Here is a 24987-nt window from a genome sequence, read left to right on the forward strand (position 1 = left end):
TTATTCGGGAGTTTCAACCATGAACGTAGTCGTCAATTTACCGTTTTTCCCCGGCTTCTATTGCTCGAGCCTGTCCGGGGCACTGGATCACGCGGAAACCATGGAAGCGGAGAATTCCGCCGAAAAGGAGGAGTCCGCCGAATATTATCCGGAAACCTACCAACCGGAGGAGCTGCGACTTTCGGCAGCCGACTATCAGAAAATCTTGTTCGATTGCATGGACTACGGCGGCGCGCATCGCAGCATGGCGGCCGATTACGTGGCGGCATTTGACCAATGGGCAACCGAAAACCTGGAAACTCCGGCGGGTACGTTCACCTTTGAGTCCATGGACTCGCCGCGCGAATATAATTTCCGGACAGATAGGGTTTACGCCACCGTGCCGCTTGCCGCGATGGAGTCCCTTTATCGGTCGCTGGATTTGGAGAAACTGGCAGCCGTGATTGCCGAACGGCATAGCAGCCGATCGGGGTTCATTTCGTTTTACCCGGACGACGTCGACGAATGGCAGGGCAAGGAATTTGCCGAATTCGACCATAACGAAATGGGCACAATCCTTTGCGCGGCGATCGCGTCGCGGGAGGCTGAAAACCCCGATGAAACGTGTTGCTATGCGGTCGACGAGTCCAGTTACGAATATGTAGACAAGTGGTGCGACTGGCAGAAATTCGAGTCAGCCGTCCGGGAAAAGCGCGCCGAAAAACTGGCAGCCTGGATCGATGCCGATAGCGACGCGGCCGCCCGGTACGTCGCCCATCATGCGGAGACTCTGACTGTCCTGGAATTGGCGCTTGCCGAATTGGACACGGAAACCCGGACCGCATGGGAAGCGTCCGCCGGTATCATCGCGGCGCGGTTCTATCGCTGCCCCTTCACCCCCGATATGTTTCCGGAGGCCCGTTGAATGTTCGCCATAGCCAAGCCGGCCGCGTTCGATCGGGCCTATTACGTCACCGCAATCAGGCGCGCGGGGTTGTCGATTGATAACGTCCTATATGATCCGGATGCGCGCGGGGATACGCGATGGCAGGCGCGGAAATGGAAAAACCGCGCGACCGCTGAAGCCGCTTTGCAACAGATGCGAGACGTTGGCGGGTTTGAGGATTATCAGATTGTGCCACTGGAGGGGCGTTGATGATCGCCCTAATCGGCCTAGTCGTCGTCTGTAGCGTCGCCAGCTCCACAAAGACAGGGCGAGCGGCCGCCCGAAAATCCCTCGCACGGCATAACCTGAAATTCTGGATTGTCGCGGCGGTTGTAGGGGGTTCGATATTCATCGGCCGCTGATCCGCACCCCTTCCCCGTCGTCACCCTATAGACCGGCCGTCGAATTATTCCGCGGCCGGTTTTTTCGTGCGCGCGGCAACCGCGTCTAGCAGCGTCCGGACTTCAGCCGGAGAAAGTGTTTCCTCCCACTTCGGACCGGCTGAACCCATGAACCGGAACCGCCACGGCGCACCCGATGCGGCAACCTGGTCGAGCAATTCCGGCGATACGGTAAAGGCGACCGTTTCAACGTGTTTGCAGCCTGCAGGCGCCATGCATGCCAGCGTGGACCGGTTGACGGTATCGAGCGCCGCCGTCCCGGGCGTGCTGCCAGGCACCGAATAATTCGCGGCGCGGTAAAAGCCCCACTGCCCCCAATAGCCGATTGACGCAGTCACCCGGTAGACGGTGCGCCCGGTTCCCCGATCGATTCCAGCCTGTAGCCAAATGTCCCCTTCACCGTTGGGGATATGCCCCTTTGCGCGGCCGGTTGGTGCGGTGGACACGATCACAAGCGGCGAAAGGGAGTCATCCTCCACCGTCACCCGGGGCGCGCGTTCCTTGGCGGCCAGGGGCGCGACCGCGACGGCGCCAGCCAGTAGAAACCCGATCAAAATCAGCCGCATACCCATCACCCCGTTGAACCGGCGGCACGGTAACCCCCACTCAGGGAAATCGGAAGACCCCACCCGAGGAAATCGGAGGCGTCGCGGACTCCGGAGATACCCCCTCGCGGACTCCGGAACAGCGGCGCCGGGGACTCCGGAGACCAAAATCACGAATCAGTTGACGGTGCAATGTTTCAACTATAGCGTGATTCTACACCACCCGAGGAAATCGGAAGCCATGTTCACCCCGCACAAATGGGCCGGAAAGCCGTCGAAGTGTTCCACCTGTGGCACTCGGTACTGGCAGCCCGACCGCCCCGTCTACTGTGAGGGTCCGCCACCGATGATCTCGGTGCCATGGTGGCGCCGGTTCTTCCGCCGGTGAGTGCTCGCATCCCGGACGACCAGCAGCTGGCCTACGCCATATTCACCGCAGACGGGAAGAAGCACTGGGACGCCGCCCCGCAGTGGATGCGGGATCTCTACATGCGGAAGGCCGCCCAGGTCACCGCCATCTTGAAGTGGTTCGAAACATGATCTTGGAACGTGCGAGGAAGATCCACCTGGGCAACGTCGATGCCGGTTGGTGGTCGGACCTGAATACCGGCGACTGCATCCTGGTAACCCGGAACCGGCCCGAGCTGATGATGCTCGTCGTGTCGGAGCTGGCCGAAGCCCACGAAGGCCAGATGCGCGGAATCCCGGACGACAAGCTGCCGCAGCACCCGATGTTCAATGTCGAACTCGCCGACACGGCGATCCGGCTGCTGGACATGATCGGTGCCGAGGAGCGGCTGCACGGCGTTCTCACGGTCGCGCAGTCGTTCGATTTTGACCGCATGGTCGGCGACCTGCTGACCCAGACGAACGTTAGCCTCATGGACGCTGTAAACTGCGTCAGCACAGCGATGGAGCACTACCGGAAGGGCCGCACTGAGGAGTATCGCATTGCGCTGCTGGCCTCGCTGGTGATGGTCTTCGCGGTTGCCTACGTCCATGAGGTCGATAACCTCTGGCAGATCATCGACCAGAAGATTTCGTTTAACCGCGAGCGGGCCGACCACAAGCCCGAGAACCGGCGTGCGGCAAACGGGAAGCGGTTTTAACGCGCCCATAGCATCAACTTTTAGTTGAAAGTAGGACCATCATGAGCAGTTTTCCGCGTACCCTGCAGCGCCGTCGCGCGCGCGCCCATCCTGACTACGAGCCCAAGCCTCAGGTCACCGTGCCGTTCGAAGACGGCGGCTATGCCACCCTGCACCCGACCAAAGGGTGGATCGTGATGAGCGGCGCCCGTCTGGCAGCCCAGATGAAGATCGCGACCATCCTCGATCGCTTCCCGATGCCCCGTCGCCGGAAGATGCCGCGGCTGTATCGCGTTCCAGCCCCCGTCCCGGCGGGCACGGAAACCCGGCAGCAGCGCCGCGCAGCACTCCGGGGTTACCGGCCGTGACCGGTCGCCGCGCACTGCAACTGCTGGCTGCCGTCTCCGTGCTGGTAACCCCGGCCATGCTCATCGGGTGCGGTAGTCAGCCCGCCGCCGCTGACACCGAGGTTGCCGAGCAGCCGGCTGATGGCGTGGTCGTCACCTCGTCGTCTGATCTGGGACGTGGGTCTGTGGTCGTCTGGCGCGATCCCGTCGAGGGTTGCGACTACGTCGTCGTGGTTCCGGGCAGTTACCGTGCCGGGTTCGCCATTACGCCGCGCCTCCGTGCGACCGGTAAGCCGATCTGCGAGGCGACCCAGTGACCATCTACCAGGTCTCAATGATCCTGTGGTTCGCGGTCGGCCTGCTGCTGTTCGGCAGGCTGATCGTCGGCCCCCGCATGATCCGGCTCGACGCGATGCAGTGTCGCCGGGTCGCCACCTACGCATTCTGCGGCGTCATCGGGGAAGCCCTGACGCTGTGGCTCGGAGGATTCTTCCATGTCTGAAGTCAATCTGGTCGTCGGTCGCGCCGCATTCGGCGGCGATATCCGAGATCCGCACGCCGCTCGTCTGCGTGATCATCGGGAAACCACCCTCGCCACGCTCGAAAAGCGCGTCGCCAGGAAGCGCCGTGACCGGTTCGCGATCGCCGCCCTGTCCGTGATCCCCGTGATCGGCCGCCAGCCGGTCGATGTGGCGAAGGACGCATTCGACATCGCAGACGCCATGCTGGCGGAATCGGAGAAGCGCGCATGACCGAGGTGTACGACAACCGTGTCGCCGGTGAGGATCGCGTGGGCAACTGGATGCAGACGCATTCGGGGCGCAGGTTCTTCCCGATCGATCCACGCGCCGACGAAGTCTTCATCGAGGACATCGCGGCTGCTCTGGGCAAGCTGTGTCGGTTCAACGGTCACTGCCGGGGCTTCTATAGCGTCGCCGAGCATTCGGTTCTGGTGTCCATGGTCGTCCCCCGTGAGGATGCACTGGCCGGCCTGCTGCACGATGCCACGGAAGCCTACGTCGCCGACGTGATCCGGCCGCTCAAGCCGTATCTGGCCGGTTACGCGGAAATCGAGCATCGCGTGTGGCTCGCTGTCGCCGAGAAGTTCGGCCTGGCACCCGAGTTGCCGGAGTCGGTGAAGATCGCCGACAATGCCGTGCTGCTGCGGGAAGCCGACGAGATCATGGCCCAGCCGCCCGAACTCTGGAACGTCAAGGGTACACCGGCGAACGTGCCGATCGAGTGCTGGTCCCCGGCCATGGCGACCACGATGTTCCGCGCGCGCTACACCGAACTGACCGGGGAGATGGTGCCGTGATCCCGAACGACGTCAAGGTTATCTACCCCCGCCCGACCGAGGCTGCGGCTCGCGTATTCGGTGACATCCACCTGACTCTCACCGGCGGCCAAGGTAGCGGGAAGACCCGCTTGGCCGAAAGCATCGCCGCGTTCCTGAGGTTCGAGGGCTTCAAGGTCAGCCGCAAGCAGGAAGGCTTCTTCATCGGCGGCACGGTTGGTGTCGATGATGCCCGGCCGCATGCGATCGTCGAAGAAATTCAGGCAGACGGCCCCCGCGCCAAGCTGGCGATCACTGACGACAGTCTCCTGTCGATCATGAACGAACTCACCGCGCTGCGCCGCCGCCGGGACGAACTGCTGAAGTCGAACAACGACCTCGTCGAAGCACGTCGCGCAGCGGAACGTCAGACCCGCCTCCTAAAGACGCTTGTCGGGGCAGGAATCGCCGGAATGACGATCGTGTTCACCGGGCACCTCGAACGCATGAGCCGTGAAGCCGCGAAGGCGCAGGCCGAGTGCCTGGGTGCGAAGGTTTCCGGATCGGTGCATAGCAGGACCAACCTGGTAGTCGCTGGCCCGGGCGCCGGATCGAAGCTGAAAAAGGCCGCCGAACTCGGGATCGACGTGATCGACGAGGAGACTTGGCTGCTGGTCGTGTCGGTTGTTCGGATGCCGTGGAAGCAGCAACGTGAATGGGGTGCGCCGATTCCGGTGAACGGCGAGTGTCCGGCATGGCTCCAAGCGGACGACGAGCTGCAGTGGGCCGGCGGCGAAGTCTCGTTCGAGGGCTCATGGTATAATGACACCGTGTGGCTGGCTTCGAGCGTTCGCTGGAACAGCAGCATCGCTGATATCCGCCTGTCCGCCGACCATTGGGTGTATAAAGCTCTGTCGCGCGGTTTCATTCCCTGGGCGGGCGGCAAAGATCACCCGGCTGACTGGGACGGCGGCGAAGTGCTGTTCGACGATGGGCAGACCGCGACTCGAGACCGCTCTTGGGGGTGGGATTGGTCGCGTGAGACTGTGCGAACTATCATCGGTTACCGCTCCAAGGCCGCGCTGTGGGCTTTTGGTCCATGGGTGAACGGCCTCGACTTCGATGCGCCAGGCGGCGTACCCTATGAATGGCGGAAGGTTGACGGCAGCCAGCCGTACCCCGGAATTCATCGCAACGGGAGGTCCACCAAACCGGGCGCGCATGAGTTCCGCCGCGCCTACCGCATCGGCGAATGGGTTGACCATCAGCCCGGCACCCCCTGCCCCGTGCCTGACGATACGCGTGTCGAAGTGCAGTACGTCACCAATCCCACGACCACTGAAGGTCCGGCGGGTAATCGTAACTGGGCACACGTGGCCCGGTGGCGTCCGGTCTCGGGAGCAGCAGCATGAGCGTTCATCCCGAAAACCAGTATCTCGACCTGCTGCGCGATTGCCTCGAAAACGGCGAGAAGCGTGAAGGTCGTAACGGCGTCACCTATGGGCTGTTTGGCCGACAGATCCGCTTCGATTTGTCGCAGGGTTTCCCGCTGCTGACGACCAAGCGAGTCCACTGGAAGGCGATCGTCGTCGAGTTGCTGTGGTTCCTGCGCGGCGACACGAACGTCAAGTTCCTCCACGACCACGGCGTTACCATCTGGGATGAGTGGGCGGATGAGGACGGCAACCTCGGCCCGGTCTATGGGAAGCAGTGGCGGTCGTGGATCGGCATCAAGATGGATACCTGGGACGCGGTGTGCATCGACCAGATCGCCAACGTCATCGACGGCCTGAAGCGCGATCCCTACGGACGCCGCCACATCGTCACCGCTTGGAACCCGGCTGAGATAGACGACATGGCACTGCCGCCGTGCCACTGCCTGTTCCAGTTCTTCGTCGCGAACGGGAAACTGTCCTGCCAGCTTTATCAGCGGTCTGCAGACGTGTTCCTCGGCGTGCCGTTCAACATCGCCTCCTACGCGCTGCTGACGCACCTCATTGCGCGGGAAGTCGGACTAAAGGTCGGCGAGTTCGTCCACACCTTCGGCGATGTTCATCTCTACGGCAACCACGTCGACCAGGCGCGAGAGCAACTGAGCCGCGAGCCTCGGGCGTTTCCGACGCTTAATATCGCGCGCTGTCTGAACGAAAAGGGGTGGTGGGGACCGGTCCCCGGTGACCTATCCCCGATCGACATCACCCTCGACGACTACAACCCGCACCCGTCGATCAAGGCCGAGGTGTCGGCATGAACACCCCTCTCCCCATCTTCTATTCCCGCATTGCCTGGGACGCGAAGGACGACCAGCTGGTGGCTGACGTTGTCGCCAAGAAGGTCGCGGTCGATGAGCTGTTCAACCGGATGCCGTATCGCTCGTTCAAGGCGATCCGCCGTCGCTACGTCACCCATGGTCGGCCCGACGAGGAAACCCGCCTTCGACGCATGATGACGTTTGGTTCGACCGCGCTGCGCCGCTCACTGGAGGCCGAATATGCGCGGCGCGCCAATAACGCTGAGCGCTGAGATGTTCTGGCGCCCCGATCCCAACATCGATGCCGCCCGGCAACTGCCGGAATGGAAGCAATTCCACCGTCTCTGCGGGCAGCACGGTCTGGCGTTTGACGCGATCGAGCGCAGCGGTCGGAAGTACCAGTGCCGCGCCGTCCAGCCGAAGCGCACCGACATGGGCGGATGGATGTTCTTCGACCGGGGGCTGGCGACCGGGAAGACCGTGGTCGAGGCGATCCAGGCAGCCTTCCTGCAGTCGGGGATCGAAGTGCCGGGCGGCGCGGAAATGCTGGAACGCGGGTTGTGTGGTGCGCGGGTGTCAGCGCCGCAGCCAGATGATGATTTTGCCGACCTGCTCGGCGACGATTTCGAGGAGTTGTTGGGATGACCCATATCATGTTCGACCTCGAGACCTGGGGTGTCACGCCCGGGTCCGATATTCGCAGCATCGGCGCGGTCGTGTTCGACCCGCTCGCCGGGACGCTCGGTGCCGAGTTCTACGTCAATGTGAGCGGCGGCGCGCGTCACGGTCTAATCCGCGAACCGGAAACCGTGAAGTTCTGGGACGACCAGCCAGAGGACACCGTCGCCCTTCTGCTTGAGAGCCAGGTGCCGATGGCAATAGGACTCGCCCAGTTCGCCGGGTGGCTGGAAGACCACGCAGGAACCGACCTCGGCCTCTGGTCGCACGGGCCCCATTTCGACGAGGCGATCCTGGCCGCCGTCTACCGCGCCGCCGGACAGACCGTTCCGTGGGGTCACCGAGCGCCGCGCGACACCCGGACCATCTACGAGGCGGCCGGGTGGCCCAGCATCCCGTTCCAAGGCGTGCAGCACTATGCGCTCGACGATGCCCGCCATCAGGCTCGTGTAGTCAACGAGTCCTACCGGCGGCTGCTCGCGCCGCGTGAACTGCTGGCGGAATCCGGCGAGCTGTTCCGCTTCTACGAAGCCAGTCACCGGGCCAAACCGGCCACTGACGACACCATCTCCAAGGCCGAGCGCAACGCAGAGATCGCCGGCCGCATCGAAGGACTCCTTGCAGCATGACCCGCGGACGCCTCATCGCCCTTTGCTCCCCCGCCATGGGCTCGGGGAAATCCACCGCCGCCCAGTATCTGGTCGACCATGGCTACGACCTCGTAAAGTTTGCCGGGCCGCTTAAGCGAATGACACGCGCTCTACTGCGGTGTTGCGGCGTCAGCGGCATTGTCATCGACCGGTACGTGGATGGCGACCTCAAGGAAGTGCCGATTGGCGACCTTGGCGAGTTTCTGCCAGAGTATGCGGTCGCCATGCTGCAGGCGATGGGACCGGTGCCGGGTGCTGTCACGCTGACCCAGGGCGAGATCATCGACAGCCTGGTCGAATGGGGTCGTGCGACCGTGGTGCCCGGTGTCACGTCGCGCCGGTTGCAGCAGACGCTCGGCACCGAGTGGGGCCGGGAGAAAATTCACACCAATCTCTGGGTGATGATCGCGATCGACGAGGCAGACCTGTCCCGTGCTGACGGTATCCATGTCGTGATCGACGATATGCGCTTCCCCAACGAGTTCGAAGCGGTCGAGGCGGCAGACGGGGAATCCCGGCGGATCGTGCGTCCGGGGTTTGCGGTGACCGGCGGCGCGCACGCCAGTGAAGGGCAGCTCGACCTCATCCAGATGCCCGAAATCTGGAACACCGGCACTGTGGAAGATCTGCAGCGCGCCATCGCCGCGTTGCTGTGAGCACGGCATCAACTAAAAGGTGATTCTGTGACTTTCGACCATGCCTACCGCAGCTACAGGGCACGTCTTGCCCACTACATCCGCCGCCGATGTGCGCAGACGCCCTTGGAGGCAGAGGATGTGCTGCAGGAGACGTTCTTGCAGGCGTGGCGCGCATGGTCGAACCGCACGACCGACAACGTCCTTGCCTGGCTGACCGGTGTCGCACGCCGCGTGTTTGCACATCTTCTGCGCGAAGCGAACCGCGTCAAGCGTGGTGCCGGAAGCGACCATGTCTCGTGGGCCGAGGAAGACGATCAACGCGCTGCCCCAGCGCCGCAGGAGGCCGCAGTGCTCCTCGACCAGTTGCGACAGCGGGCGGTGACGCTCGGTCCCGCGCAGCGCGCTGCCGTGCTCGGTGTGATGAACGACCTTACCGTTTCCGAAATCGCCGAGCGTGGCGCCGTCAGCATTCAGTCCGTTTCCGCAGCCCTGAAGCTGGCGCGGTTGCGGCTCACCCATTTCGCATAATTCGGAGTCAGCATGCCCCTTCTCGAAGCTCGCAAAACGTACAAGCCGTTCGAATATCCGTGGGCCTATGACTACTGGAAGATCCAGCAGCAGGTCCACTGGCTGCCGGAGGAAGTGCCACTCGGCGAAGACTGTAAGGACTGGGCGCACAAGATCACTGACCAAGAGCGCAACCTGCTCACCCAGATTTTCCGCTTCTTCACGCAGGCCGACGTCGAGGTGCAGGACTGCTACCACGAGAAGTACGCGCGGGTCTTCAAGCCGACCGAAATCAAGATGATGCTTACCTCGTTCTCCAACATGGAGACGGTGCATATCGCGGCCTATTCCCATCTGCTCGACACCATCGGCATGCCCGAGAGCGAATATGGCGCGTTCCTCGAATACGCAGCGCTCAAGGACAAGCACGACTACCTGCAGACCTTCGGCGTCGATAACGACGAGGATATTGCGCGCACTCTCGCGATGTTCGGCGGCTTCACCGAGGGGTTGCAGCTGTTCGCCAGCTTCGCGATGCTCATGAACTTCCCGCGCTTCAACAAGATGAAGGGCATGGGCCAGATTGTCTCATGGTCGGTGCGCGACGAATCGCTGCATTGCGAGGGCATCATCAAGCTGTTCCACACCTTCGTGAAGGAGCGCGGCTGTCTTACCAAGGCCGTGAAGGACGACATCGCCGACCAGTGTCAGACGACCGTCCGTCTCGAAGACGCTTTCGTCGACCTGGCCTTCGAGATGGGGCCGGTCGAGGGTATGACGCCGACCGATATCAAGCGGTATATCCGGTTCATCGCTGACTGGCGCCTGAAACAACTGGGGCTGGCGCCGATCTATCTCATTGAAGATCATCCTTTGCCCTGGCTCTCTGCCCTGCTCAACGGCGTGGAGCATGCGAACTTCTTCGAAGCCCGTGCGACCGAGTATTCCAAGGCCGCCACGACCGGCAACTGGAACGACGTGTGGGACCGGTTCGACACGCGCAGGTTGACCCGTGAATCGGAAAATACTGAGCTTACGAAAATCCTGAGTTGAGATTCCGTTAAAGGATCACCGCTCGCAAAGTGGCAGATTTTCGCTGTTTTCGTAGCCTAAAAGCAAAGATGCCACATCATCGCATGTTTATTTTTTCTAGGAATGATCGTCCATTGACGCATGATTAAAATCAACCCATACGTGATTGGACTCGCCAAAAGGGATTCGCAATGAGCACTATCGGACACAATGGCGGCGAGGATAGCGACGACCGTCTGCGCCTGCTGATCGAGCGCGTCGAGCGCTTGGAAGAAGAGAAGAAGGGTGTCTCGGACGACATCAAGGACGTCTACAACGAGGCCAAGGCTGTCGGCTACGACGTCAAGATCATGCGCAACATCGTTCGGCTCCGGAAGATCAAGCCCGACGATCGCCGCGAGCAGGAAATGCTCACCGAGACCTACATGGCTGCCCTGGGAATGATCTGATCATGGCTGCCGTTACTCCCCTTGAAGATTTGCTGCGGGCCGTATCCCTGCAGCGCGGCCGCATTGCGCTAGACCGTCTTCCGGATGGGGAGTGGGGCGCCGGAATCTACCCGTTCGACAACAGCCACCCGTCCTTCCACCACTTGGGTAACACCCACGGCGACCCGGTAGATGCGCTGCGTGCCGCCCTCATCGGGTTCGAACGCGAGGAGCGCGACCTAGAGCGGCGCTACCAAGCAGCGCTGCGCGAGACCGGCGAGCACAACGCCCGCCGTCGCGCTGCCATGGCAGCAGTTTTCACGGAGCCGGACGCCGACGATTCGGACTCCTTCGAGGACGCTGTTGCCCCGGGCGCCGACGACGATTTCGGAGACTTGCTCGGATGACTCAGGTCGCACGAATCAGCGGCGGTGCCTTCGATGGGCTGCGGCGGAATGGCTACGGCTTCATCATGGCCGACCCTGCCTGGTCGTGGGTCAACTTCTCGGGGAAAGGGGCAGCCCCTCACCGGACGGAAGATGAACCATACCCCACCATGACGATCGAAGAGATGGCCGCGCTGCCCGTCGCAGAGGTGGCGGCCAAGGACTGCGTTCTCATGATGTGGGTAATCGGCAGCCATCTAGACCAAGCGATCCAACTCGGTCGGGATTGGGGCTTCGCGTTCAAAAGCGACGGTTTCGTCTGGGTGAAGGTCGGTAAGCATGATCCAAAAGTGCGCCCGATCAGCATGGGCAAATGGGTCCGTAAGCAGACCGAATACACGCTGATCTTCACGAAGGGTAAGCCGTCACGCCTCGACGCTGGCGTCCGGCAGCTTTTCGAGAGCGACGAGCACGTGATCTTTGCTCCCCGCCGCGAGCACAGCCGCAAGCCTGACGACCAGTACGATCGGTGTGAACGCCTTGCCGCCGGCCCATACCTCGAACTTTTTGCGCGCCAACAGCGACTCGGTTGGGACACGTGGGGAAACGAGACGACCAAGTTTGGCACCACGAACTTCGACGACCTGCTCGGCGACGAGTTCGAGGCACTGGTTGGCTGAAGGAAATTTCCTACGCCGAGAAAAGATTCGCCTGCTTCACCATAGGATATTTCCTAGACCGACGATTCATGGCAAAAGAGAACAAACATGGAACATGCTATTTTGCAAGACATCCGCCGTGATGAGGAGATCGTGGAACTTCGCAGTGAGGTTACCCGCCTGCGCGGCCTTCTTTTCGGAGGTGACGCCGCATTGGAAGCCCGGCTGCGACTCGCGCTGAACCTCACCCCAGGCGAGGCTTGGATTCTCGCAACGCTGTTCAAGGCCGGCGGTCGTGTCGTGTCGATGGAACAGCTGGCGGAAGGTCTTCCCGGTCACGGTGAAGCAGAGCGTCGGGGCAACGGAGTTCACGTTCGAATTTGCAGGATTCGGAAGAAACTGCCTTCGACAGAAACAATCCAGACACTTCGAGGGCTGGGTTTCTCAATTACTTCGGAAGCTATTGAATTTATTAATCATATTTGTTGACGCTCAATACTTGTGTCGGCTCTGACATTCGGGATCGGAAAGGGGAATACAATGTTCGATTTTAAGCAGTTCGCGGGTCTGTCTTTTGTCGCGGAAGGCGACCTCTGGGCACCGGAACGTACCGGTGACTACTCGACTGACTGCGCAACTGGTCGCCGTCATGCTGCTGAACTGATCGAGTTCATGCACCAGTCGGGCAATGCCCCGATCTTCGGGTCAGTGATCCGCCGCATCACGGAAAAGGGTCAGTTCGACGGCGTGGAGACTGGCTTCTGCGCGCAGTTCGGCATCACGCTGCTCGGCGCAGTGGCCTCATGATTTCCGTGGCGACGGGGAACATTCTACGCGCCGACCACCACACCGGGTGCAGCGAAGGCGCTTCCTGACGTCGGTCATACGGAAGCCGAGTCTACGGTCGATGCAGGATTTCACTACAGCCTTCGGGTCGATAACAGCTGAGTGACCACATCGACACGTGACCTTCAAGTCACACGCCCAACTCCCATAATCGAAGATCGTATCGAAGCGCTTCGGTCCACCCATGCAGAGCGGATACCGCAAACAGAACGTTTGCGGAACAGTTACGCGGCCAGTGCAACACCGATGAGGAAGGAGCGAACTGCGCGCTCGTGCTGGAGTTCCAGTGCAAACCTCATTGGGTCTTTGACACTTTTCCGCTGATTGCAAACCGGGCATGCAATCGCAAGATTGTAGAGAGCATGTTCGCCGCCACGGGCCAATGGGACAACGTGGTCCACATGGTAATCATCCGAGCAGTCAGCAGCGCACCAGACGCACGTAAATGTCTGAATTTCAAGCCACTCTCGAAGCTGAGCCGCCGTGCAGCCACCCTCAGTTTGGGACCGGCGCCGCGCCTTGTAATTGCGTATGATAGCCCGCCTGGCGGCAGGATTTCTCTTCGCCCAGTCAGCCACTTGGGCGATCCGGACTGACCGCTTCCGAGCGTATGAGTCTTGCTCGCGCAGCTGAATTCGGTCCCTGTTTTCAGCCACGTATCGGCGATCATACGACGCCTTCTTCGCCTTGGCTTCGGGAGTTTTAAGACGGGCTGCTTCAACGTTGCAGGGCCGGCACCATGGGTGAATGCCGCTCTTAGCTGACCGCTTTTTGCCGAACATCTGGATCGGCTTGGATATGCGGCATTTAGTGCAAATCTTCGTCGTCACACCGCGTACGCTCTTCGGGGCCGAGCAAGTTCTATCGTTCGCCCCTCCAGCGCAGCGGCAGCAACGATTACGTCACGGACACGCTCAATCGGAAGGATCTGTCGCCCCACTTCCCCATAGGTTCGACTGCGGTGAATGATGGTCAGGCATTGTCGGCTACGCCATCCGCCTTCTGCGGCGTACTTGTCTTTCTCAGCGAGTTGGTTGAAGGATTCGACCACGACGCCGGGATGCTCTTTCAGCACCATGTTGTGGTGGATATGACCGATGTCGATGTACCGGTGGCGCGCCTCGCCCCAATCGACTGCAAAATCGGTCGCCATAACGTGAGCCAGCTTGGCGGGGCGGCATTTATCGGAATGGTGGCACATCACGAAGGTGTTGCCCATTCGATATCCAATGAAGACGCTGTCGTTGTCGAGAACGTTGACGCGACCAGTGTGACCGTATGCGACTCGTAGTATTTCCGCCATCCAGATGTCATTCGTGCGGCTGTGGTTCCCCTGATTGACGATAACGTCAACGGTATTGGCCTTCTCAAGCACTTTCTCTACAATGAAGCGCATGACCCGGCTGTACACCCGAATCATCTTCGGAAAGCGCGTGTCGTAGTCAAGTGCATGACCACTGTGCTCCGTGGTCGCAGAGAAGTTCTCGTAGTGCGTCATGTCACCCATGTCCTGGATGACGATGCGATCGTGTTCACCCATGTCATCCACGGCTATGGATATCGCCGCGCACAGTTCGCGTTCAGCGATCTTGAGGTCGAAATTGGCACCTGTTTCAGCTTCATGGGCCAACATACCGAGATGGCCGTCGCCAATGTTTATCCAAGGGATGATGTCGGTGCCTCTGCCGGGCATCGGGGGTGCGGGGTAAATCGGCTGAACCGTTTCGCTTATGTAAGCATCGACAGCTTCACGCAGCATCGCCTGGTAGGCTGCGTCATCCAGCTTGGTTTTCACCCACTGCTGTGTCGGCTTCCCTTCGCGGTCATAGTAGGTGCTATGGCCCTTTGCGACGTAAGGGTCAGGAATGACATGGGTCAGCGCGTGCTCCGGACTATAACCTTTCGCAGCAGCGAGTTTTTTCAACCCCCGCATCGACCGCGCAATAAGGCCGTAACTGACGTTCAGCGCGCGCTCGGCAGCCCGGCAAGAACCGTGTAGGTCTATCGCGTCAATGAACTCGCGCTGTCGAGGGGTCGCCCATTCGCGAAGCCGTTCATCAATTGTCGACATAGACTTCCTTCTGGGGCGTCACCTGGATGACACGGTTCGCGCGCTCGTCGTTCAACTGCTGTTGAAGGCGACGGATTTCGGACTGGTTCTCGTCGTGCAGCTTTCCATTGGCATTCAGCTGCTGGACGAGCAGGAAGCCTAGGACTCCGAGGATCACGGTGAACGCGCCGCCGCCGGCCTTCCAGAGCACCCCTTTGATCTCATCGATCGCGTCATGGATGCCTTGGTAACGCTCGGCGCAGATGTCCTCGTGCTTCTCGATGTCGCGGGCGTTCTGTCTCGCCAAGTTGAGGGCTTGATAGGCCACGCTCGGGTCTTCGCTCACTTGCAGCCTGCCACCACGGTCTCGAGTTCCTGTTCACGCGGGATGCGCAGCTTCCGTCCGGCGTAGAGCAGCTTGTACCGCGCGGCCGCATCGGGGGCCTTCCGCAGCGCTGCATCATCGTCAGGGTAATCCGGCGCCCCACCAAGGGTTGTCGGCACGCACGCCTGTCGGACGGGGACTTTCACCTCGACGGTTCGCACAGTCTCCGGCGGCGCGGGAGCCGTGGTGCAGGCAGCCAGAGCAAGCGGAATGAAAATGGCGATCGGCTTCACTGCAGATCCTCCAGGATGAGGGCATCCACGTCCGCGAAACGCTCGGCGGCGGTGTTGCCTTTGATCGGGGTCGCCATCAGCACGGCAACTTGCTTCTCAGCAGCACGGGTGCGCTGTTGCGCGGCGGCCAGTGCGGCGGACGTGGATGCCAGTCGCGCGGCGGTGTCGGCAGCCTGACCGCTGAGCGCAGCATTCTGACGCTCAAGCCCGGCTTCAACGGTCGCCCGGTTGGCCCGCTCCGAGGCGAGTACGACGCGCAGCCCGGTCTTCGGGTTGTCTACCAGGTCGGTGAGTTCGCCGTTCCGTTTCGCGAGGCTCCGGTTCTCGAACTGGGCGGCGACCCAGGCGCCCCCGACGCCAAGCAGAGCGAGACCCGCCGCGCCGGTGATGATCTGCCACTTGATGGCGCTGAGCGAGGGAAACATCAGGCGGACTCCCATGCAGGAATATCGACCGTCAGGCCGGCAAGATGGTGAGTGCAGTCACCCAGAAACTGGATGCGGCCATCGGTGACGAACGAGTGGCAGACTGCCGCCGGTGCGAGGTGCCCATCGCCTCGGTCAGCACCAGCGTCAGCACCGTTGTACGTCACGAGAATCGACGGGGTGAACGTCGGCCGGTTCGCATTCCCGTTGTACCCCCAGCGCGGCCCCGGACCCTCGCCGACAGTGACCATGTGGGCACCGTCGCAGCCCGGGCACCAGAACATGAGGCCGCCGCCTTCTACCGACCGCAGAATTTCGGATACCGCGCCCATCAGGCTGCCACCTTACACTTGGCGCGGTCGACGTTCCCGACCCGATGGTTGATCCAACCCCGATAGAAGACCTTCAGGCTCGAGTTCACCCGGACCAGGCGGTCGTATTCCGCGCGCTGCTGGGCATCCAGGCTGTCGAGCATGGACACGCAGAGCTTCGAGGCACCGCGGGTCTTCTGGCAGTCGGTGAATGCCTTCCGGGTGCCGGGGCCGACTTTGCCGTCAACGACCAGGTGAGTGCCACACTGCGTATTGATTGCCAGCTGGAACCAGCGCGACGGGCGGGCCGGCCCCATATTGACCGTGGTGTCGAACAGTTCCTCGGTAACCGCGGCGTCAACGTCGATCAGCGGAGCGTAACCGGGCTCGACGAGGTAGCGGTCGTAATAGATGCTCTCTGCGACGCTACGCGGAAGCGCCTTCATCGGGCCGGTATAGCCGTTCTGCACGGCGACCACCTTCGTGATGCCCATGTTGGTCTCACCGCCGGGATCGTTCGGGTGATTCACCCATCCACCCTCAACCGCGATGACGCCTGCGATGAGCGACAGGGCCGCCGTGCCGATGCGTGCGAACGCCTTCTTACTTGCCGCCATTTTCCAGCTTCTCCTGGACGACCACGCGAGCCCACATGGACAGTCCGCTGAGTACGAGGGGGAGCGCGAGCGCGATGTGCTGCGGCACCTGCGCCTGCAGGGCGGCCGGGAGCCAGGTCCAGATGTCGACCAGGGCGTCCGGCCATGCAGTGAGGATCGCCAGCAGCACCGCGTTCAGCGCCGTGATGCGGTTCGACCAGGAGGTGACAAGCACCTTCTTCCAGTCGTCGAACAGCTTGAAGCGCATCGGATTACGCCTTGCGGACGAGGACGCGCAGCGTGGTGCTGGCGAGGTCCACCGCGCCACCGGTGTCGTTGCGAGCGACAACCGTCACCGTATTCACCGCTGATACGTAACCTGACAGGCGCAGCCCTGCAGCATCTACGCCGAGTGAAACGCCAGTGACGAAGTCACCCAATGCCGCGTCCGGGACGGTAACCGTGGTGGTTGCCTGAGCACCGACGAGAATGCTCGCGAAATCGTGCGTCTTGCTGCCGGTCAGAACGCGGCCGACAGCGGCATCGATCAGCGCCATTGCAGCCTTGAACGAGCGCTTGAAGGCCGAGTCGCCGAGAGTGGCAAGGGGAAGGCGCAGGTTCGCAGTGGTCTTGATCGCCATGTCAGTTCTCCGTTGTTCGTTGATTTGGCGTTTGACCGCGAAATATCACGAGTCGCGAGAGTTACGAAGGTCATGAGGTTGAATATCACCTTTTGGTTGACTCTTCTCTCTCGTCATGGGATTCACGCGCCACCCCTCAACGGAGGTTTCTGTGAATCCGACATTGCTGCTTTTGACGCTGCCGATGGTGCTGATCGCCATCGGGGTCCGGGTATTCCTGCACCAGACAATCACCTGGCTGGAGGCTGCCGGTCAGTTGCTGATCGGCGTTATCGTAGTGGGTGTCGTCTGGGGCATCAGCACGTATTCGTTGACGGCCGACACGGAAACGTTGAACGGTTACGTCACTGGCAAGGCCCGCAACGAGGTCTCCTGCTCCCACAGCTATCGGTGCAACTGCTACACCACGTGCTCCGGCTCAGGTAAAACCCGGTCATGCAGCGAGCATTGCAGCACCTGCTACGACCATTCCTACGACGTGGACTGGGATGTCGGTTCGACGGTCGGCGGCTTCACTATCGCCCGGGTGGATCGTCAGGGATTGTCGGAGCCCGCGCGCTGGTCACACGTCCAAACCGGCGACCCGGTCGCAGTGCCGCACGGCTACACCAATTACGTGAAGGGCGCGCCGGATAGCCTGTTCCACGTCATCGGCGACTTCAAGGGCACACTGCCCGAATACCCAGGCTTCTACGACTACCAGTTCTCGGATCGCGTCATCGGCGCGCCCCGTGATGCTGCACTCTGGAACCGCAATCTCGCGCTGTCGCTGCGCACGCTGGGTGCTGAGAAGCAGGTGAACTTCGTCATTGTAATCTCGGACCAGCCGAAGCGATTTGCCGAGGCCCTGCGATCCAAGTGGCTCGGCGGCAAGAAGAACGACATCATCGTGGTCGTCGGTGCCAAGCACTACCCGACCATTGACTGGGTCGAGGTGTTCTCCTGGTCCAAGCTGGACATCGTCAACGTGTCTCTGCGCCAGGATCTGCTCGAAAGCCGATCGCTCGACCCCGTCCGCACCATCGACATCATCGCCCGCAATGCCCGCGCCCACTACGTCCGCCGGCCTATGTCCGACTTCGAATATCTGAAGGACGACGTGAAGCCGAGCGCCTGGGTGCTGGTACTCGCCCTCATCCTCGGAACCGCCGCGTCGGCGGGCGCCGCCTACATTTTTCATCGTAATGGAGTGAACCCGTGACCCGTAGCACCGTCATCCTACTTTCCACGCTCTCGGCGTTTGCCGCCGTCGTCCTCATGCTGCTCGGTGGTTTTATCGGCGCCAACAACACCGCCGTCCGCCGTGAAGCTGCGATCATCGCAGCGCACACCGACAGCCAGAACGTCCTCGGCCAGTACGCCCCGAAGCTGCGCGAAGCACTGGGCGTCACCAAGCTGCAGGCGACCGCCGTGGCCGATGTGATCACCAAGGCGAACGAATCCCGTTACGGGTCGGACGGTAGCCAGGCGACCATTCAGTGGATCACCGAGCAGAACCCGTCGCTCGACCAGTCCGGCTACCGCCGTGTGATCGACCTCATCGAAGCCGGCCGCAATGACTTCCAGGTCGCGCAGACGCGCAAGATCGACATGGTGCGCAGCTACAAGACCGAGATCGGCACCTTCCCCGGCGTGATGTTCTACAGCCTGCTGGGCAAACCGACGCCGGGCTTCTTCGAGAAGTACGAGGCTATCGTGGTTTCCGGCCACGCCGATGAAGCCTTCCGCACGCACCGCGACGACGGCGTGAAGATCGACTGATTTCCCCGGACTCCGGCGGCTTCGGTCGCCGGGGCGAGGATGAAATCAGGAGAAGTAAGTCAATGGATAACCAACACAAGAAGATCACCGGTTACCGGGATTTGTCGCAGACCGAGATCGACGCGATGAATGCCGCAAAGGAACTGGAGGCGCGGTTCAATGGGATGATCGACCACTTGAAGGCGATCCCCGGCGTCGACCAGCGTCAGGTCGCACTGGCTGCCACGCATGGCGAAGACGCATTCATGCACGCGGTCCGGGCGGTTGCCCAGCCGGAGCGGAAGGTCATCCCCTTCTCCTGATTTCCCCGGACTCCGGCGGCTTCGGTCGCCGGGGCGAGGATGAAATCAGGAGGTTTGGATGATGAAGTGTCCTCTGTGCGATAAGGATACTGTTCTGCGGAGAGCGCCCTACACCAAGAATGCCAAGCGTTGCTGCGCGAACACGCTATGTTCGAACTACAATCTTGCGGTCGAACCTGCGCCAGCGAAATCTCTCGTCAAGCGCTGCACCGAGATCGCCGACAAGGTGGTGCCGAAGTACCGGAACCCGCCGAAGGGTCGCAGCTATTCCTGCAGCAGTCATACCGCCAAGCTGTGGCAGGCAGCGTGGGACGGCGCATGCGTCGCGCTCAACGGAAACCCTGCGGAGTACGTGCAGTGAGTTTGCCCTGGAATGCCACCTCCACGCAGATTGCCGAGGCGCTGCGTACCGCCGATGCACCGAGCCGTGAGATCGACGATCGTATCTGGCGTTGGGTGAATGAGAAGCAGTGGGGCGTCAAAGGGTGGCGCTACGACCTGGAAGAAGCTCCGCGCTACACCGAGTCGGTCGACGCTGCTCTGACGTTGCTGCCGCTGTGCGACACGGGCGAGCGCTTCGATTACGTGTTGGAGCATATCAACGGCGGTTTGACGATCGGCTGCCAGGTTGGCACCAACGACCCGGACGCGGTCGTGTTCGGCTGCAATGATGCCAGCGCCATCTCGCGCGCCTGCCTGGTCGCGCACCACCGGGAGTTCGGACGATGACCATCATCCCCTTCCCCGGTCACCACCGGGCGCGCTGCACCCGAAAAGAATGCCTTGGCTGCCACCTTTGTCACGGTGCTCTCTTCGTCTGCACCCGCTGCGGCGGCGCGGAAGGCAGCTTGCCCACCGACTGTCCCGGAGAGCGCATGACCGAGCAGCAGCATGATGACGTCTACGCCGGTCATATCGATTTCGTGCATCGGCGTGGCTGGGTCGCCGAGGCCAGCTTTAACTCACCTGCCCGGTACAAATGAAAGCCCCCGCCGTTGCAGCAGCGGGGGCCTCAGTGTCGTGCTTCACTCGTTATACCGAGAACCCTGCGTCCCGGCAACCTACCCCAAACCGAGGAACGTGATCGCCAAGTCGGCCAGTGTCGCGTCAGCACCAGATGGGCCTCGAACGGTCAGCACGTCACCGGCAGCGAACGTAACCACACCGGTCCCGGTGCTGACGAAGACCCCGGTAGTTCCGGCCGCAGAAAACGTCAGTGTCCCGATGGCCGATCCGCCGCGCAGAATCGTGAACGCAGTGGACCCAGTGGCCGCCGCCCCCGCTCGCGCCTGGCTGCCAGCGAACTCGTCCTTGAACGAAACGGTCCGCGTGAAGACGTAACGCAGCACGACAGCTTCGCTCGACACCGTTCCAGCGAACGATCCGGCGACCTCCACGCGGCCGGGCACGATGATCCACGCCGCGCCATCCCAGACGTAGAACACTCCCTCGTCAGCTACCCATGCGCGCAACCCGGCGAACGGGACGAAATACGTCCACGCCCCACTGTCGCGGATCGCAACCTGGTTGGGGTTGGTCGAGGCGCCGCTCGGCACGATGTAGATGTCACCGTTGGTCGGACTCCCCGGAAGTGCGGTGACCCGCGACTTCGCCGAAAGCTGGCCGAGCGCCGATGTCAACAACAGGTTCTGGTTCATTTCGGCAGCCCAACCGTCCTCGCCGGCCGAGCGTCCACCGACCAATCCGATGCCGGGAAAAGTGTGGGAAGCCATAGTGTTCGTCCTTTAGATCGGGTCTTGTTCGTTCAGGATGTCGCGTTTCCAAGCCGGAAGGCCGGGGAAGCTGGAGCCCGGATCGGGGTCTTCCGGCGTCGGCAATTCGGGTTCACCGATCGGCTCGTCGTTGCTACCGCCGCCGCCCCACTCCTCGCCCCAGTCGTCACCCCAGCCGCCGGGGCGGATCTTCACACGGACGCGGTTCGCCTGCAGCGAGATGAGGCCATCACGCTCGGACGACACTTCGACGTCTGCGACTAGTTCATCGCCCCACGACGCCGCTGGGATGCTGAACGACGTGCCTGTCAGGCCACTGTGCGTCGCCAGCACGTCACCGGCAGTCGAGTAGAGTTTGACAGTGGTCGTTTGGCCGTCTTCGGGAATGACGTCACCATCAGTCCAGCCGAGCACCTGCGAGTCCTCAAGACGACGGTTCCGGTTCGCCCAGGTCACCGATACAGTGGCAGGCACTGATCCGGAAAGATCAACTGCACCGAAAGCGGTGCCTGCCACCAACACGTTCGCCGGGCGGCTCGGGAGGTGGGGCCGCCCGCTCATGGCAGCCGCGATGATCGGCGACTCTTCGAGCGGAAGCGCGCCGCGCGAGGTGTAGGGCGACACGCGGAAACGGGCCGTCTCGCCGTCCGAGAAGACGGTGCTGTCGATGAGGAAGTCTGACTCTATCGACACGAACCAAGCGACCGTGCCATCCGGCCACGGCCTGGGAACGGTGTCGAGCACGCCGCGCTTCAGCGTCCACCCCGTCGCATCGTCGTAGGCGTCGATCAGCGCAATCTCATGGCCGCCTTCCGCCACGTTTCCGATGATGACGAAGCCACCCGGCAGCGGTCCCGGGCCACCAACCGTCACGCCGAAAGTCTCGAGAATGGTCGCCCCCTCGGCGACCAGTGCATACGGGAGGATCGCGTGACCAATGGTCGCCCGGTTACCGATGAGATCGGCGACCACTTCACCGTTTGGCAGCGTGCCGATGCCGTAGAGGTCGTAGGACGTGGTGTCATCGTTGCTGTGGCTGACCAGTGCCGCTGCATAAACCGAAGGATACTCGGCGGCACTGAGGCCGACCTGCCGGGATGCAAAGAACGCTGGCACTGTAATTACACGCGCGTAGGCGGCCGCCGCCGGATCGTTCGCAGGATCTTCCCACTGGGTGTCGTCACCGAGGTCGTAGTCGGCGGAATCCAGCGCGAAGATATCCTCCATCGTGCTGATCTTGATCGCCGGAGTGCCGGGCTTGCCGTAATCGATGTCGCTGATGCGTAGAACGACGTCGTCGATTCCGTACTGGGGGTAATGCAGCCTGACACATCCACCGGGGACGAAGTCCCACGCCGATCGATCTACCTCGATATCGTAGAGTGCGATCGGCGCCGATGCCGTGGCCAGATCGCGATAGGCGAGCTGCTGGGCTAGTTGCTGGCTGCGGACTCCATAGTAGTTCCGACTGTCGGAGATGATGCCGCCCTGCACCGCGATGTTCGCGTTGTTCTGGGCAGCGACAGTCTCTTCCTGTTCGTTCTCCGGGTTCGTCCAGGTGACGACGATTTCGTTTGCAGTCTCTCCCCAAGCCTTGCGCGAGAACGAGATCACCCTGCAGTTGTCGGGCGTCAGCAGCGGGAGATCGTTGATGTCGTAGTCGCCGCGGATCAGCTTGATGGTCATCAGGCCATCCCGCGGATTGACGAAAAGTGTCGCCTGAATGTGGTCCAGGATCTCCGAGACGAAATCTTCGATCTTGGCTTGCTTCGTCCACTTCAGGGACATGCCGAAGCCTTCGTTGTACAGCGTCAGCGCCGCAGCATCGAACGAGGCGACATTGATGCCGCTCGGCGCACCGCCCTGCCCCCAGTCGGTGTTCGTCAGACACTCGTAGATGATGTGCGCCGGATTGGCGTCGAGCAGTCTGGTGCCGAGAGTGACCGCAAGATTTGCAATCGTGACCCCGCCGGCCACATAGCTGCTCGGCGTCGCGACCGTGTAATTGCCCGCCTTCGTGACGCCGTCACCCATCTCATAGGTCACGTCTCCCACGGTCACGGTGAAATCGGGGTCGAGGACAACGGTGATCGCAACCCCATCGATCGTGATGGTGCGACCATTGAGGTTGATGGTGTGCCCGTTGATCGTCGTCAGCGTGTTCTGCACGACGGTGTCAGCGACACCGTTGACGGTGACGATGTTCCCGTCAGTCGTCAGCGAAAGCGATGCCTGCGGGATCATGGCCAGCGCCGCGTCGAGGCCACGCGGTCGCCGTCGCATCTTCATCCAGATCGACTTCAGGTATGGGTTGTTCGACACCCACATGAAGCCGCGCGCACCGTACCCGAGCTTGGAGACCACGCTGCCGGTGATGCCGCCGGGAGACTCTAGCGCCGTCTGCCGACCGACGAAGAAAACGGACGACATGCCGCGGTATGCTGGGCACGTGGCAGACGTCAGCCCGAGGCGGTTCGCCAGTTCTTCCGGCATGACCTGATCGTCATGACCCGGCAGGTACACGGCAGTCCCTGCGACCCCGCCTTCCTTCTTGTTGCCGCCGAAGAGATCCGGGCGACTGATGGCGATCGCCTGGCCGGAAGTGGCCTCGCCTTCCCACGCGACCTTTTCGCCGACGTAAATCCCGAGCAGTGCGTCGGTGGGACCATGGCAGACCCGATAATGGGTGGAGAGGTAATAGTCCGTGACCTCCATCTTGCCGCTTTTGCCGCCGCCCATGTCAGCCCTCGCGTTCTTCGGCGATGGCAATCACGCGCTGGGAAAAGGGGTCGCCGATCGGGCGGACGACTTCGACGTCCAGGCCGTGCTTGATGAAGTCTCGGAAGTTGAGGTCGTGGGCCTTGAACCAGAGTTCGGCGCCGTCGACGCAGTAGCCTGCCGTGCGCAGGTCGCTGACCACCACGCGCGTCATGCCTTCACCTTGTAGGTGTGCATGTATTTGTCCCCGTACCAAAGGCAGTTGGGCGACTGGATCATCATGGTTCCGAAGATGACGGGACGCTCGATCCCGGCTTCGGCGACCGGCTCTTCGAGTTCCTTCACGGCTTCAGGCTTCGGCGCCTTGGGCTTCGGCATCAGCACGTAGCTGATGATCTGAATCGCAATCGCGACCAGTGTGGCGATGATCCAGGCGGCAACCATTCGCCGGACTTATCACGACATAGGTGATTTTATGAGTCGTTGAAGTTGATATTCAATCTTTGGTTGACTTTTGGGTTGTGAGTGGTAGCCGTGGTGGTCGAAAGGGACACCCAGTCATGAGCCTCTACGAAGACCTCGGCGTCGATGAAACCGCGTCGCTCGAAGACATCAAGTCGGCCGCCAAGGCCGGCGCGAAACGGCATCACCCGGATGTCGGTGACGGCGACCGGGAAGCCTTCGCGAAGGTGCGGCATGCCTACGACGTGCTGAGCGACCCGGCGCGGCGCGCGCGCTACGACGAGACCGGCTTCGACGGCGAAGAGACCGACAACGAATTCGCGATCACCGTGCAACTGGTCGTCCAGGCTTTCGAGCAGGCACTGGCCGGTGGCAGCGTCGAGCACCGCGACATCCTGAAGACGACGGTCGAGCAGCGCATCGACCAGATGAAGCGTAATATCACGGTCAACGAGCAGCGCATGGAGCGGGTCAAGGGTGCCATCGCCCATGTCGATCTCTACGGGTATGAAGTGGATGAGACGTGGTTCACGCCGCCTGCCTATGCTGGGATTAGACGCTTGCCCACCGATTCCCGCTGATGTAGGATGCGGGGGCAAAAGGGGAGATCTGGCACGTCCAGTTCTACAGAGGCGGCTCGGGCAACCGGGCGACATGCCGCAGCGAGTGGAAGCCTCGCAAACACTCTCCCTGCAGAACGTGAGCGCGCCGCC

The 24987-nt window shown here is 61.8% G+C and carries 42 protein-coding genes and 1 pseudogene; 29 read left to right on the forward strand and 14 right to left on the reverse strand.

Annotation, left to right across the window (positions count from 1 at the left end; genetic code table 11):
* Positions 1-19: 19 nt before the first annotated feature.
* Positions 20-904 (forward strand): hypothetical protein, encoded by an 885-nt coding sequence (locus BES08_RS07045; protein WP_069707936.1) that lies wholly within the window; start codon positions 20-22, stop codon positions 902-904.
* Positions 905-1135, forward strand: a complete 231-nt coding sequence (locus BES08_RS07050; protein WP_069707937.1) for a hypothetical protein — start codon at positions 905-907, stop codon at positions 1133-1135.
* A 196-nt stretch (positions 1136-1331) separates the two neighbouring features.
* On the opposite strand, the gene BES08_RS07055 is transcribed toward BES08_RS07050, so the two are convergent.
* Entirely contained in the window at positions 1332-1892 is a 561-nt protein-coding gene (locus tag BES08_RS07055) for a hypothetical protein (RefSeq protein WP_069707938.1), read from the reverse strand.
* A 339-nt stretch (positions 1893-2231) separates the two neighbouring features.
* Here BES08_RS07055 and BES08_RS07060 point away from each other — a divergent pair, with 339 nt between their 5' ends.
* The 20 genes and pseudogenes from BES08_RS07060 to BES08_RS07155 all read left to right on the forward strand — a co-directional run bounded on the left by BES08_RS07060 (position 2232) and on the right by BES08_RS07155 (position 12618).
* Positions 2232-2411, forward strand: a complete 180-nt coding sequence (locus BES08_RS07060; protein WP_069707939.1) for a hypothetical protein — start codon at positions 2232-2234, stop codon at positions 2409-2411.
* 2 nt (positions 2412-2413) lie between these two features.
* Positions 2414-2980, forward strand: coding sequence for a nucleoside triphosphate pyrophosphohydrolase family protein (locus BES08_RS07065; protein WP_197524434.1), 567 nt, complete (start codon positions 2414-2416; stop codon positions 2978-2980).
* A gap of 41 nt (positions 2981-3021) precedes the next feature.
* Complete coding sequence (locus BES08_RS07070) at positions 3022-3327, forward strand: hypothetical protein (protein WP_069707941.1); 306 nt, start codon at positions 3022-3024, stop codon at positions 3325-3327.
* 38 nt (positions 3328-3365) lie between these two features.
* A complete protein-coding gene (locus tag BES08_RS07075; protein ID WP_156799800.1) occupies positions 3366-3623 on the forward strand; it encodes a hypothetical protein in 258 nt (85 codons plus the stop codon).
* Complete coding sequence (locus BES08_RS07080) at positions 3620-3808, forward strand: hypothetical protein (protein WP_069707943.1); 189 nt, start codon at positions 3620-3622, stop codon at positions 3806-3808. The genes BES08_RS07075 and BES08_RS07080 overlap by 4 nt, the downstream gene beginning before the upstream one ends.
* Positions 3801-4058 carry a hypothetical protein gene (locus BES08_RS07085; RefSeq protein ID WP_069707944.1) on the forward strand — a complete coding sequence of 86 codons (258 nt, stop codon included), beginning with the start codon at positions 3801-3803 and terminating at the stop codon, positions 4056-4058. The genes BES08_RS07080 and BES08_RS07085 overlap by 8 nt, the downstream gene beginning before the upstream one ends.
* Complete coding sequence (locus tag BES08_RS07090; protein ID WP_069707945.1) at positions 4055-4624, forward strand: hypothetical protein; 570 nt, start codon at positions 4055-4057, stop codon at positions 4622-4624. The genes BES08_RS07085 and BES08_RS07090 overlap by 4 nt, the downstream gene beginning before the upstream one ends.
* A gap of 422 nt (positions 4625-5046) precedes the next feature.
* Positions 5047-5262, forward strand: a pseudogene (locus BES08_RS33920) (BRCT domain-containing protein); the annotation flags it as partial.
* A 728-nt stretch (positions 5263-5990) separates the two neighbouring features.
* Positions 5991-6833 (forward strand): thymidylate synthase, encoded by an 843-nt coding sequence (locus tag BES08_RS07100; protein WP_156799801.1) that lies wholly within the window; start codon positions 5991-5993, stop codon positions 6831-6833.
* Entirely contained in the window at positions 6830-7105 is a 276-nt protein-coding gene (locus BES08_RS07105; RefSeq protein WP_069707948.1) for a hypothetical protein, read from the forward strand. The genes BES08_RS07100 and BES08_RS07105 overlap by 4 nt, the downstream gene beginning before the upstream one ends.
* A complete protein-coding gene (locus BES08_RS07110; RefSeq protein WP_156799802.1) occupies positions 7074-7478 on the forward strand; it encodes a hypothetical protein in 405 nt (134 codons plus the stop codon). Before BES08_RS07105 ends, BES08_RS07110 begins: the two co-directional genes overlap by 32 nt.
* The gene (locus BES08_RS07115) at positions 7475-8140 is read left to right on the forward strand and encodes a 3'-5' exonuclease (protein WP_069707950.1); all 666 of its coding nucleotides are present in this window, start codon (positions 7475-7477) and stop codon (positions 8138-8140) included. The genes BES08_RS07110 and BES08_RS07115 overlap by 4 nt, the downstream gene beginning before the upstream one ends.
* A complete protein-coding gene (locus tag BES08_RS07120; protein ID WP_156799803.1) occupies positions 8137-8817 on the forward strand; it encodes a deoxynucleotide monophosphate kinase family protein in 681 nt (226 codons plus the stop codon). The genes BES08_RS07115 and BES08_RS07120 overlap by 4 nt, the downstream gene beginning before the upstream one ends.
* Positions 8818-8844: 27 nt before the next feature.
* Positions 8845-9327: an RNA polymerase sigma factor gene (locus tag BES08_RS07125; protein WP_069707952.1), complete on the forward strand. Its 483-nt coding sequence runs from the start codon at positions 8845-8847 to the stop codon at positions 9325-9327.
* 12 nt (positions 9328-9339) lie between these two features.
* Positions 9340-10359 carry a ribonucleotide-diphosphate reductase subunit beta gene (locus tag BES08_RS07130; RefSeq protein ID WP_069707953.1) on the forward strand — a complete coding sequence of 340 codons (1020 nt, stop codon included), beginning with the start codon at positions 9340-9342 and terminating at the stop codon, positions 10357-10359.
* A 170-nt stretch (positions 10360-10529) separates the two neighbouring features.
* Positions 10530-10787, forward strand: coding sequence for a DUF2312 domain-containing protein (locus BES08_RS07135; RefSeq protein WP_069707954.1), 258 nt, complete (start codon positions 10530-10532; stop codon positions 10785-10787).
* A gap of 2 nt (positions 10788-10789) precedes the next feature.
* Positions 10790-11173 carry a hypothetical protein gene (locus BES08_RS07140; protein ID WP_069707955.1) on the forward strand — a complete coding sequence of 128 codons (384 nt, stop codon included), beginning with the start codon at positions 10790-10792 and terminating at the stop codon, positions 11171-11173.
* Entirely contained in the window at positions 11170-11832 is a 663-nt protein-coding gene (locus BES08_RS07145) for an MT-A70 family methyltransferase (RefSeq protein WP_069707956.1), read from the forward strand. Before BES08_RS07140 ends, BES08_RS07145 begins: the two co-directional genes overlap by 4 nt.
* An 87-nt stretch (positions 11833-11919) precedes the next feature.
* A complete protein-coding gene (locus BES08_RS31710) occupies positions 11920-12300 on the forward strand; it encodes a helix-turn-helix domain-containing protein (protein ID WP_083274618.1) in 381 nt (126 codons plus the stop codon).
* Between the two features lie 51 nt (positions 12301-12351).
* Complete coding sequence (locus BES08_RS07155; protein WP_069707958.1) at positions 12352-12618, forward strand: hypothetical protein; 267 nt, start codon at positions 12352-12354, stop codon at positions 12616-12618.
* Positions 12619-12881: 263 nt separating this feature from the next.
* Here the strand turns inward: BES08_RS07155 and BES08_RS34675 are convergent, their stop codons facing one another.
* From BES08_RS34675 to BES08_RS07195, 9 genes are read right to left on the reverse strand one after another with little or no spacing between them, the layout of a single operon-like run.
* Positions 12882-13439, reverse strand: coding sequence for an HNH endonuclease (locus BES08_RS34675; protein ID WP_083274619.1), 558 nt, complete (start codon positions 13437-13439; stop codon positions 12882-12884).
* Between the two features lie 44 nt (positions 13440-13483).
* Entirely contained in the window at positions 13484-14728 is a 1245-nt protein-coding gene (locus BES08_RS07160; protein WP_069707959.1) for a hypothetical protein, read from the reverse strand.
* Positions 14715-15053 (reverse strand): hypothetical protein, encoded by a 339-nt coding sequence (locus BES08_RS07165; RefSeq protein WP_069707960.1) that lies wholly within the window; start codon positions 15051-15053, stop codon positions 14715-14717. Before BES08_RS07165 ends, BES08_RS07160 begins: the two co-directional genes overlap by 14 nt.
* Positions 15050-15325, reverse strand: coding sequence for a hypothetical protein (locus tag BES08_RS07170; RefSeq protein WP_069707961.1), 276 nt, complete (start codon positions 15323-15325; stop codon positions 15050-15052). Before BES08_RS07170 ends, BES08_RS07165 begins: the two co-directional genes overlap by 4 nt.
* Positions 15322-15750, reverse strand: coding sequence for a hypothetical protein (locus BES08_RS07175; RefSeq protein ID WP_156799805.1), 429 nt, complete (start codon positions 15748-15750; stop codon positions 15322-15324). Before BES08_RS07175 ends, BES08_RS07170 begins: the two co-directional genes overlap by 4 nt.
* Positions 15750-16034 (reverse strand): ubiquitination-like system serine protease family protein, encoded by a 285-nt coding sequence (locus tag BES08_RS07180; RefSeq protein ID WP_231958196.1) that lies wholly within the window; start codon positions 16032-16034, stop codon positions 15750-15752. Before BES08_RS07180 ends, BES08_RS07175 begins: the two co-directional genes overlap by 1 nt.
* A gap of 47 nt (positions 16035-16081) precedes the next feature.
* Positions 16082-16678, reverse strand: a complete 597-nt coding sequence (locus BES08_RS07185; RefSeq protein WP_069707964.1) for a glycoside hydrolase family 108 protein — start codon at positions 16676-16678, stop codon at positions 16082-16084.
* Positions 16665-16925, reverse strand: a complete 261-nt coding sequence (locus tag BES08_RS07190; protein ID WP_069707965.1) for a DUF7940 domain-containing protein — start codon at positions 16923-16925, stop codon at positions 16665-16667. The genes BES08_RS07185 and BES08_RS07190 overlap by 14 nt, the downstream gene beginning before the upstream one ends.
* A 4-nt stretch (positions 16926-16929) precedes the next feature.
* The gene (locus tag BES08_RS07195; protein ID WP_069707966.1) at positions 16930-17298 is read right to left on the reverse strand and encodes a hypothetical protein; all 369 of its coding nucleotides are present in this window, start codon (positions 17296-17298) and stop codon (positions 16930-16932) included.
* Positions 17299-17449: 151 nt separating this feature from the next.
* Between BES08_RS07195 and BES08_RS07200 the strand changes: the two genes are divergently transcribed.
* From BES08_RS07200 to BES08_RS32755, 6 genes are all read left to right on the forward strand, one after another.
* Positions 17450-18499, forward strand: a complete 1050-nt coding sequence (locus tag BES08_RS07200) for a hypothetical protein (RefSeq protein ID WP_156799806.1) — start codon at positions 17450-17452, stop codon at positions 18497-18499.
* Positions 18496-19059, forward strand: coding sequence for a hypothetical protein (locus tag BES08_RS07205; RefSeq protein WP_069707968.1), 564 nt, complete (start codon positions 18496-18498; stop codon positions 19057-19059). The genes BES08_RS07200 and BES08_RS07205 overlap by 4 nt, the downstream gene beginning before the upstream one ends.
* A gap of 62 nt (positions 19060-19121) precedes the next feature.
* A complete protein-coding gene (locus BES08_RS07210) occupies positions 19122-19361 on the forward strand; it encodes an Acb2/Tad1 domain-containing protein (protein ID WP_069707969.1) in 240 nt (79 codons plus the stop codon).
* Between the two features lie 58 nt (positions 19362-19419).
* Positions 19420-19722 (forward strand): hypothetical protein, encoded by a 303-nt coding sequence (locus BES08_RS07215; protein WP_069707970.1) that lies wholly within the window; start codon positions 19420-19422, stop codon positions 19720-19722.
* Positions 19719-20090 carry a hypothetical protein gene (locus BES08_RS07220; protein WP_156799807.1) on the forward strand — a complete coding sequence of 124 codons (372 nt, stop codon included), beginning with the start codon at positions 19719-19721 and terminating at the stop codon, positions 20088-20090. Before BES08_RS07215 ends, BES08_RS07220 begins: the two co-directional genes overlap by 4 nt.
* On the forward strand, positions 20087-20344 hold the full coding sequence (locus BES08_RS32755; protein ID WP_156799808.1) for a hypothetical protein: 258 nt from the start codon (positions 20087-20089) through the stop codon (positions 20342-20344). The genes BES08_RS07220 and BES08_RS32755 overlap by 4 nt, the downstream gene beginning before the upstream one ends.
* A gap of 78 nt (positions 20345-20422) precedes the next feature.
* Here the strand turns inward: BES08_RS32755 and BES08_RS07225 are convergent, their stop codons facing one another.
* The 4 genes from BES08_RS07225 to BES08_RS07240 are packed head-to-tail and all read right to left on the reverse strand — an operon-like array spanning position 20423 to position 24256.
* Positions 20423-21094, reverse strand: a complete 672-nt coding sequence (locus BES08_RS07225; protein WP_069707972.1) for a DUF2793 domain-containing protein — start codon at positions 21092-21094, stop codon at positions 20423-20425.
* Positions 21095-21106: 12 nt separating this feature from the next.
* Positions 21107-23833 (reverse strand): phage tail protein, encoded by a 2727-nt coding sequence (locus BES08_RS07230; RefSeq protein WP_069707973.1) that lies wholly within the window; start codon positions 23831-23833, stop codon positions 21107-21109.
* Between the two features lies 1 nt (position 23834).
* Complete coding sequence (locus BES08_RS07235) at positions 23835-24026, reverse strand: hypothetical protein (RefSeq protein ID WP_069707974.1); 192 nt, start codon at positions 24024-24026, stop codon at positions 23835-23837.
* Positions 24023-24256 (reverse strand): hypothetical protein, encoded by a 234-nt coding sequence (locus BES08_RS07240; protein WP_069707975.1) that lies wholly within the window; start codon positions 24254-24256, stop codon positions 24023-24025. Before BES08_RS07240 ends, BES08_RS07235 begins: the two co-directional genes overlap by 4 nt.
* Positions 24257-24372: 116 nt before the next feature.
* Between BES08_RS07240 and BES08_RS07245 the strand changes: the two genes are divergently transcribed.
* The gene (locus tag BES08_RS07245; RefSeq protein WP_069707976.1) at positions 24373-24855 is read left to right on the forward strand and encodes a J domain-containing protein; all 483 of its coding nucleotides are present in this window, start codon (positions 24373-24375) and stop codon (positions 24853-24855) included.
* The last annotated feature ends 132 nt before the right edge of the window (positions 24856-24987 follow it).

It is taken from the genome of Novosphingobium resinovorum (assembly GCF_001742225.1).
Taxonomy (GTDB): Bacteria; Pseudomonadota; Alphaproteobacteria; order Sphingomonadales; family Sphingomonadaceae; genus Novosphingobium; species Novosphingobium resinovorum_A.

Excerpts from the sequence above, each read along its gene's own strand:
- BES08_RS07045 (WP_069707936.1), top strand. The coding sequence starts at position 20 with ATGAACGTAGTCGTCAATTTACCGTTTTTCCCCGGCTTCTATTGCTCG.
- BES08_RS07050 (WP_069707937.1), top strand. The coding sequence starts at position 905 with ATGTTCGCCATAGCCAAGCCGGCCGCGTTCGATCGGGCCTATTACGTC.
- BES08_RS07055 (WP_069707938.1), bottom strand. The coding sequence starts at position 1,892 with ATGCGGCTGATTTTGATCGGGTTTCTACTGGCTGGCGCCGTCGCGGTC.
- BES08_RS07060 (WP_069707939.1), top strand. The coding sequence starts at position 2,232 with ATGGTGGCGCCGGTTCTTCCGCCGGTGAGTGCTCGCATCCCGGACGAC.
- BES08_RS07070 (WP_069707941.1), top strand. The coding sequence starts at position 3,022 with ATGAGCAGTTTTCCGCGTACCCTGCAGCGCCGTCGCGCGCGCGCCCAT.
- BES08_RS07085 (WP_069707944.1), top strand. The coding sequence starts at position 3,801 with ATGTCTGAAGTCAATCTGGTCGTCGGTCGCGCCGCATTCGGCGGCGAT.
- BES08_RS07090 (WP_069707945.1), top strand. The coding sequence starts at position 4,055 with ATGACCGAGGTGTACGACAACCGTGTCGCCGGTGAGGATCGCGTGGGC.
- BES08_RS07100 (WP_156799801.1), top strand. The coding sequence starts at position 5,991 with ATGAGCGTTCATCCCGAAAACCAGTATCTCGACCTGCTGCGCGATTGC.
- BES08_RS07105 (WP_069707948.1), top strand. The coding sequence starts at position 6,830 with ATGAACACCCCTCTCCCCATCTTCTATTCCCGCATTGCCTGGGACGCG.
- BES08_RS07110 (WP_156799802.1), top strand. The coding sequence starts at position 7,074 with ATGCGCGGCGCGCCAATAACGCTGAGCGCTGAGATGTTCTGGCGCCCC.
- BES08_RS07115 (WP_069707950.1), top strand. The coding sequence starts at position 7,475 with ATGACCCATATCATGTTCGACCTCGAGACCTGGGGTGTCACGCCCGGG.
- BES08_RS07120 (WP_156799803.1), top strand. The coding sequence starts at position 8,137 with ATGACCCGCGGACGCCTCATCGCCCTTTGCTCCCCCGCCATGGGCTCG.
- BES08_RS07130 (WP_069707953.1), top strand. The coding sequence starts at position 9,340 with ATGCCCCTTCTCGAAGCTCGCAAAACGTACAAGCCGTTCGAATATCCG.
- BES08_RS07135 (WP_069707954.1), top strand. The coding sequence starts at position 10,530 with ATGAGCACTATCGGACACAATGGCGGCGAGGATAGCGACGACCGTCTG.
- BES08_RS07140 (WP_069707955.1), top strand. The coding sequence starts at position 10,790 with ATGGCTGCCGTTACTCCCCTTGAAGATTTGCTGCGGGCCGTATCCCTG.
- BES08_RS07145 (WP_069707956.1), top strand. The coding sequence starts at position 11,170 with ATGACTCAGGTCGCACGAATCAGCGGCGGTGCCTTCGATGGGCTGCGG.
- BES08_RS31710 (WP_083274618.1), top strand. The coding sequence starts at position 11,920 with ATGGAACATGCTATTTTGCAAGACATCCGCCGTGATGAGGAGATCGTG.
- BES08_RS07155 (WP_069707958.1), top strand. The coding sequence starts at position 12,352 with ATGTTCGATTTTAAGCAGTTCGCGGGTCTGTCTTTTGTCGCGGAAGGC.
- BES08_RS34675 (WP_083274619.1), bottom strand. The coding sequence starts at position 13,439 with ATGTTCGGCAAAAAGCGGTCAGCTAAGAGCGGCATTCACCCATGGTGC.
- BES08_RS07160 (WP_069707959.1), bottom strand. The coding sequence starts at position 14,728 with ATGTCGACAATTGATGAACGGCTTCGCGAATGGGCGACCCCTCGACAG.
- BES08_RS07175 (WP_156799805.1), bottom strand. The coding sequence starts at position 15,750 with ATGTTTCCCTCGCTCAGCGCCATCAAGTGGCAGATCATCACCGGCGCG.
- BES08_RS07180 (WP_231958196.1), bottom strand. The coding sequence starts at position 16,034 with ATGTTCTGGTGCCCGGGCTGCGACGGTGCCCACATGGTCACTGTCGGC.
- BES08_RS07185 (WP_069707964.1), bottom strand. The coding sequence starts at position 16,678 with ATGGCGGCAAGTAAGAAGGCGTTCGCACGCATCGGCACGGCGGCCCTG.
- BES08_RS07190 (WP_069707965.1), bottom strand. The coding sequence starts at position 16,925 with ATGCGCTTCAAGCTGTTCGACGACTGGAAGAAGGTGCTTGTCACCTCC.
- BES08_RS07195 (WP_069707966.1), bottom strand. The coding sequence starts at position 17,298 with ATGGCGATCAAGACCACTGCGAACCTGCGCCTTCCCCTTGCCACTCTC.
- BES08_RS07210 (WP_069707969.1), top strand. The coding sequence starts at position 19,122 with ATGGATAACCAACACAAGAAGATCACCGGTTACCGGGATTTGTCGCAG.
- BES08_RS07215 (WP_069707970.1), top strand. The coding sequence starts at position 19,420 with ATGATGAAGTGTCCTCTGTGCGATAAGGATACTGTTCTGCGGAGAGCG.
- BES08_RS32755 (WP_156799808.1), top strand. The coding sequence starts at position 20,087 with ATGACCATCATCCCCTTCCCCGGTCACCACCGGGCGCGCTGCACCCGA.
- BES08_RS07225 (WP_069707972.1), bottom strand. The coding sequence starts at position 21,094 with ATGGCTTCCCACACTTTTCCCGGCATCGGATTGGTCGGTGGACGCTCG.
- BES08_RS07230 (WP_069707973.1), bottom strand. The coding sequence starts at position 23,833 with ATGGGCGGCGGCAAAAGCGGCAAGATGGAGGTCACGGACTATTACCTC.
- BES08_RS07235 (WP_069707974.1), bottom strand. The coding sequence starts at position 24,026 with ATGACGCGCGTGGTGGTCAGCGACCTGCGCACGGCAGGCTACTGCGTC.
- BES08_RS07240 (WP_069707975.1), bottom strand. The coding sequence starts at position 24,256 with ATGGTTGCCGCCTGGATCATCGCCACACTGGTCGCGATTGCGATTCAG.
- BES08_RS07245 (WP_069707976.1), top strand. The coding sequence starts at position 24,373 with ATGAGCCTCTACGAAGACCTCGGCGTCGATGAAACCGCGTCGCTCGAA.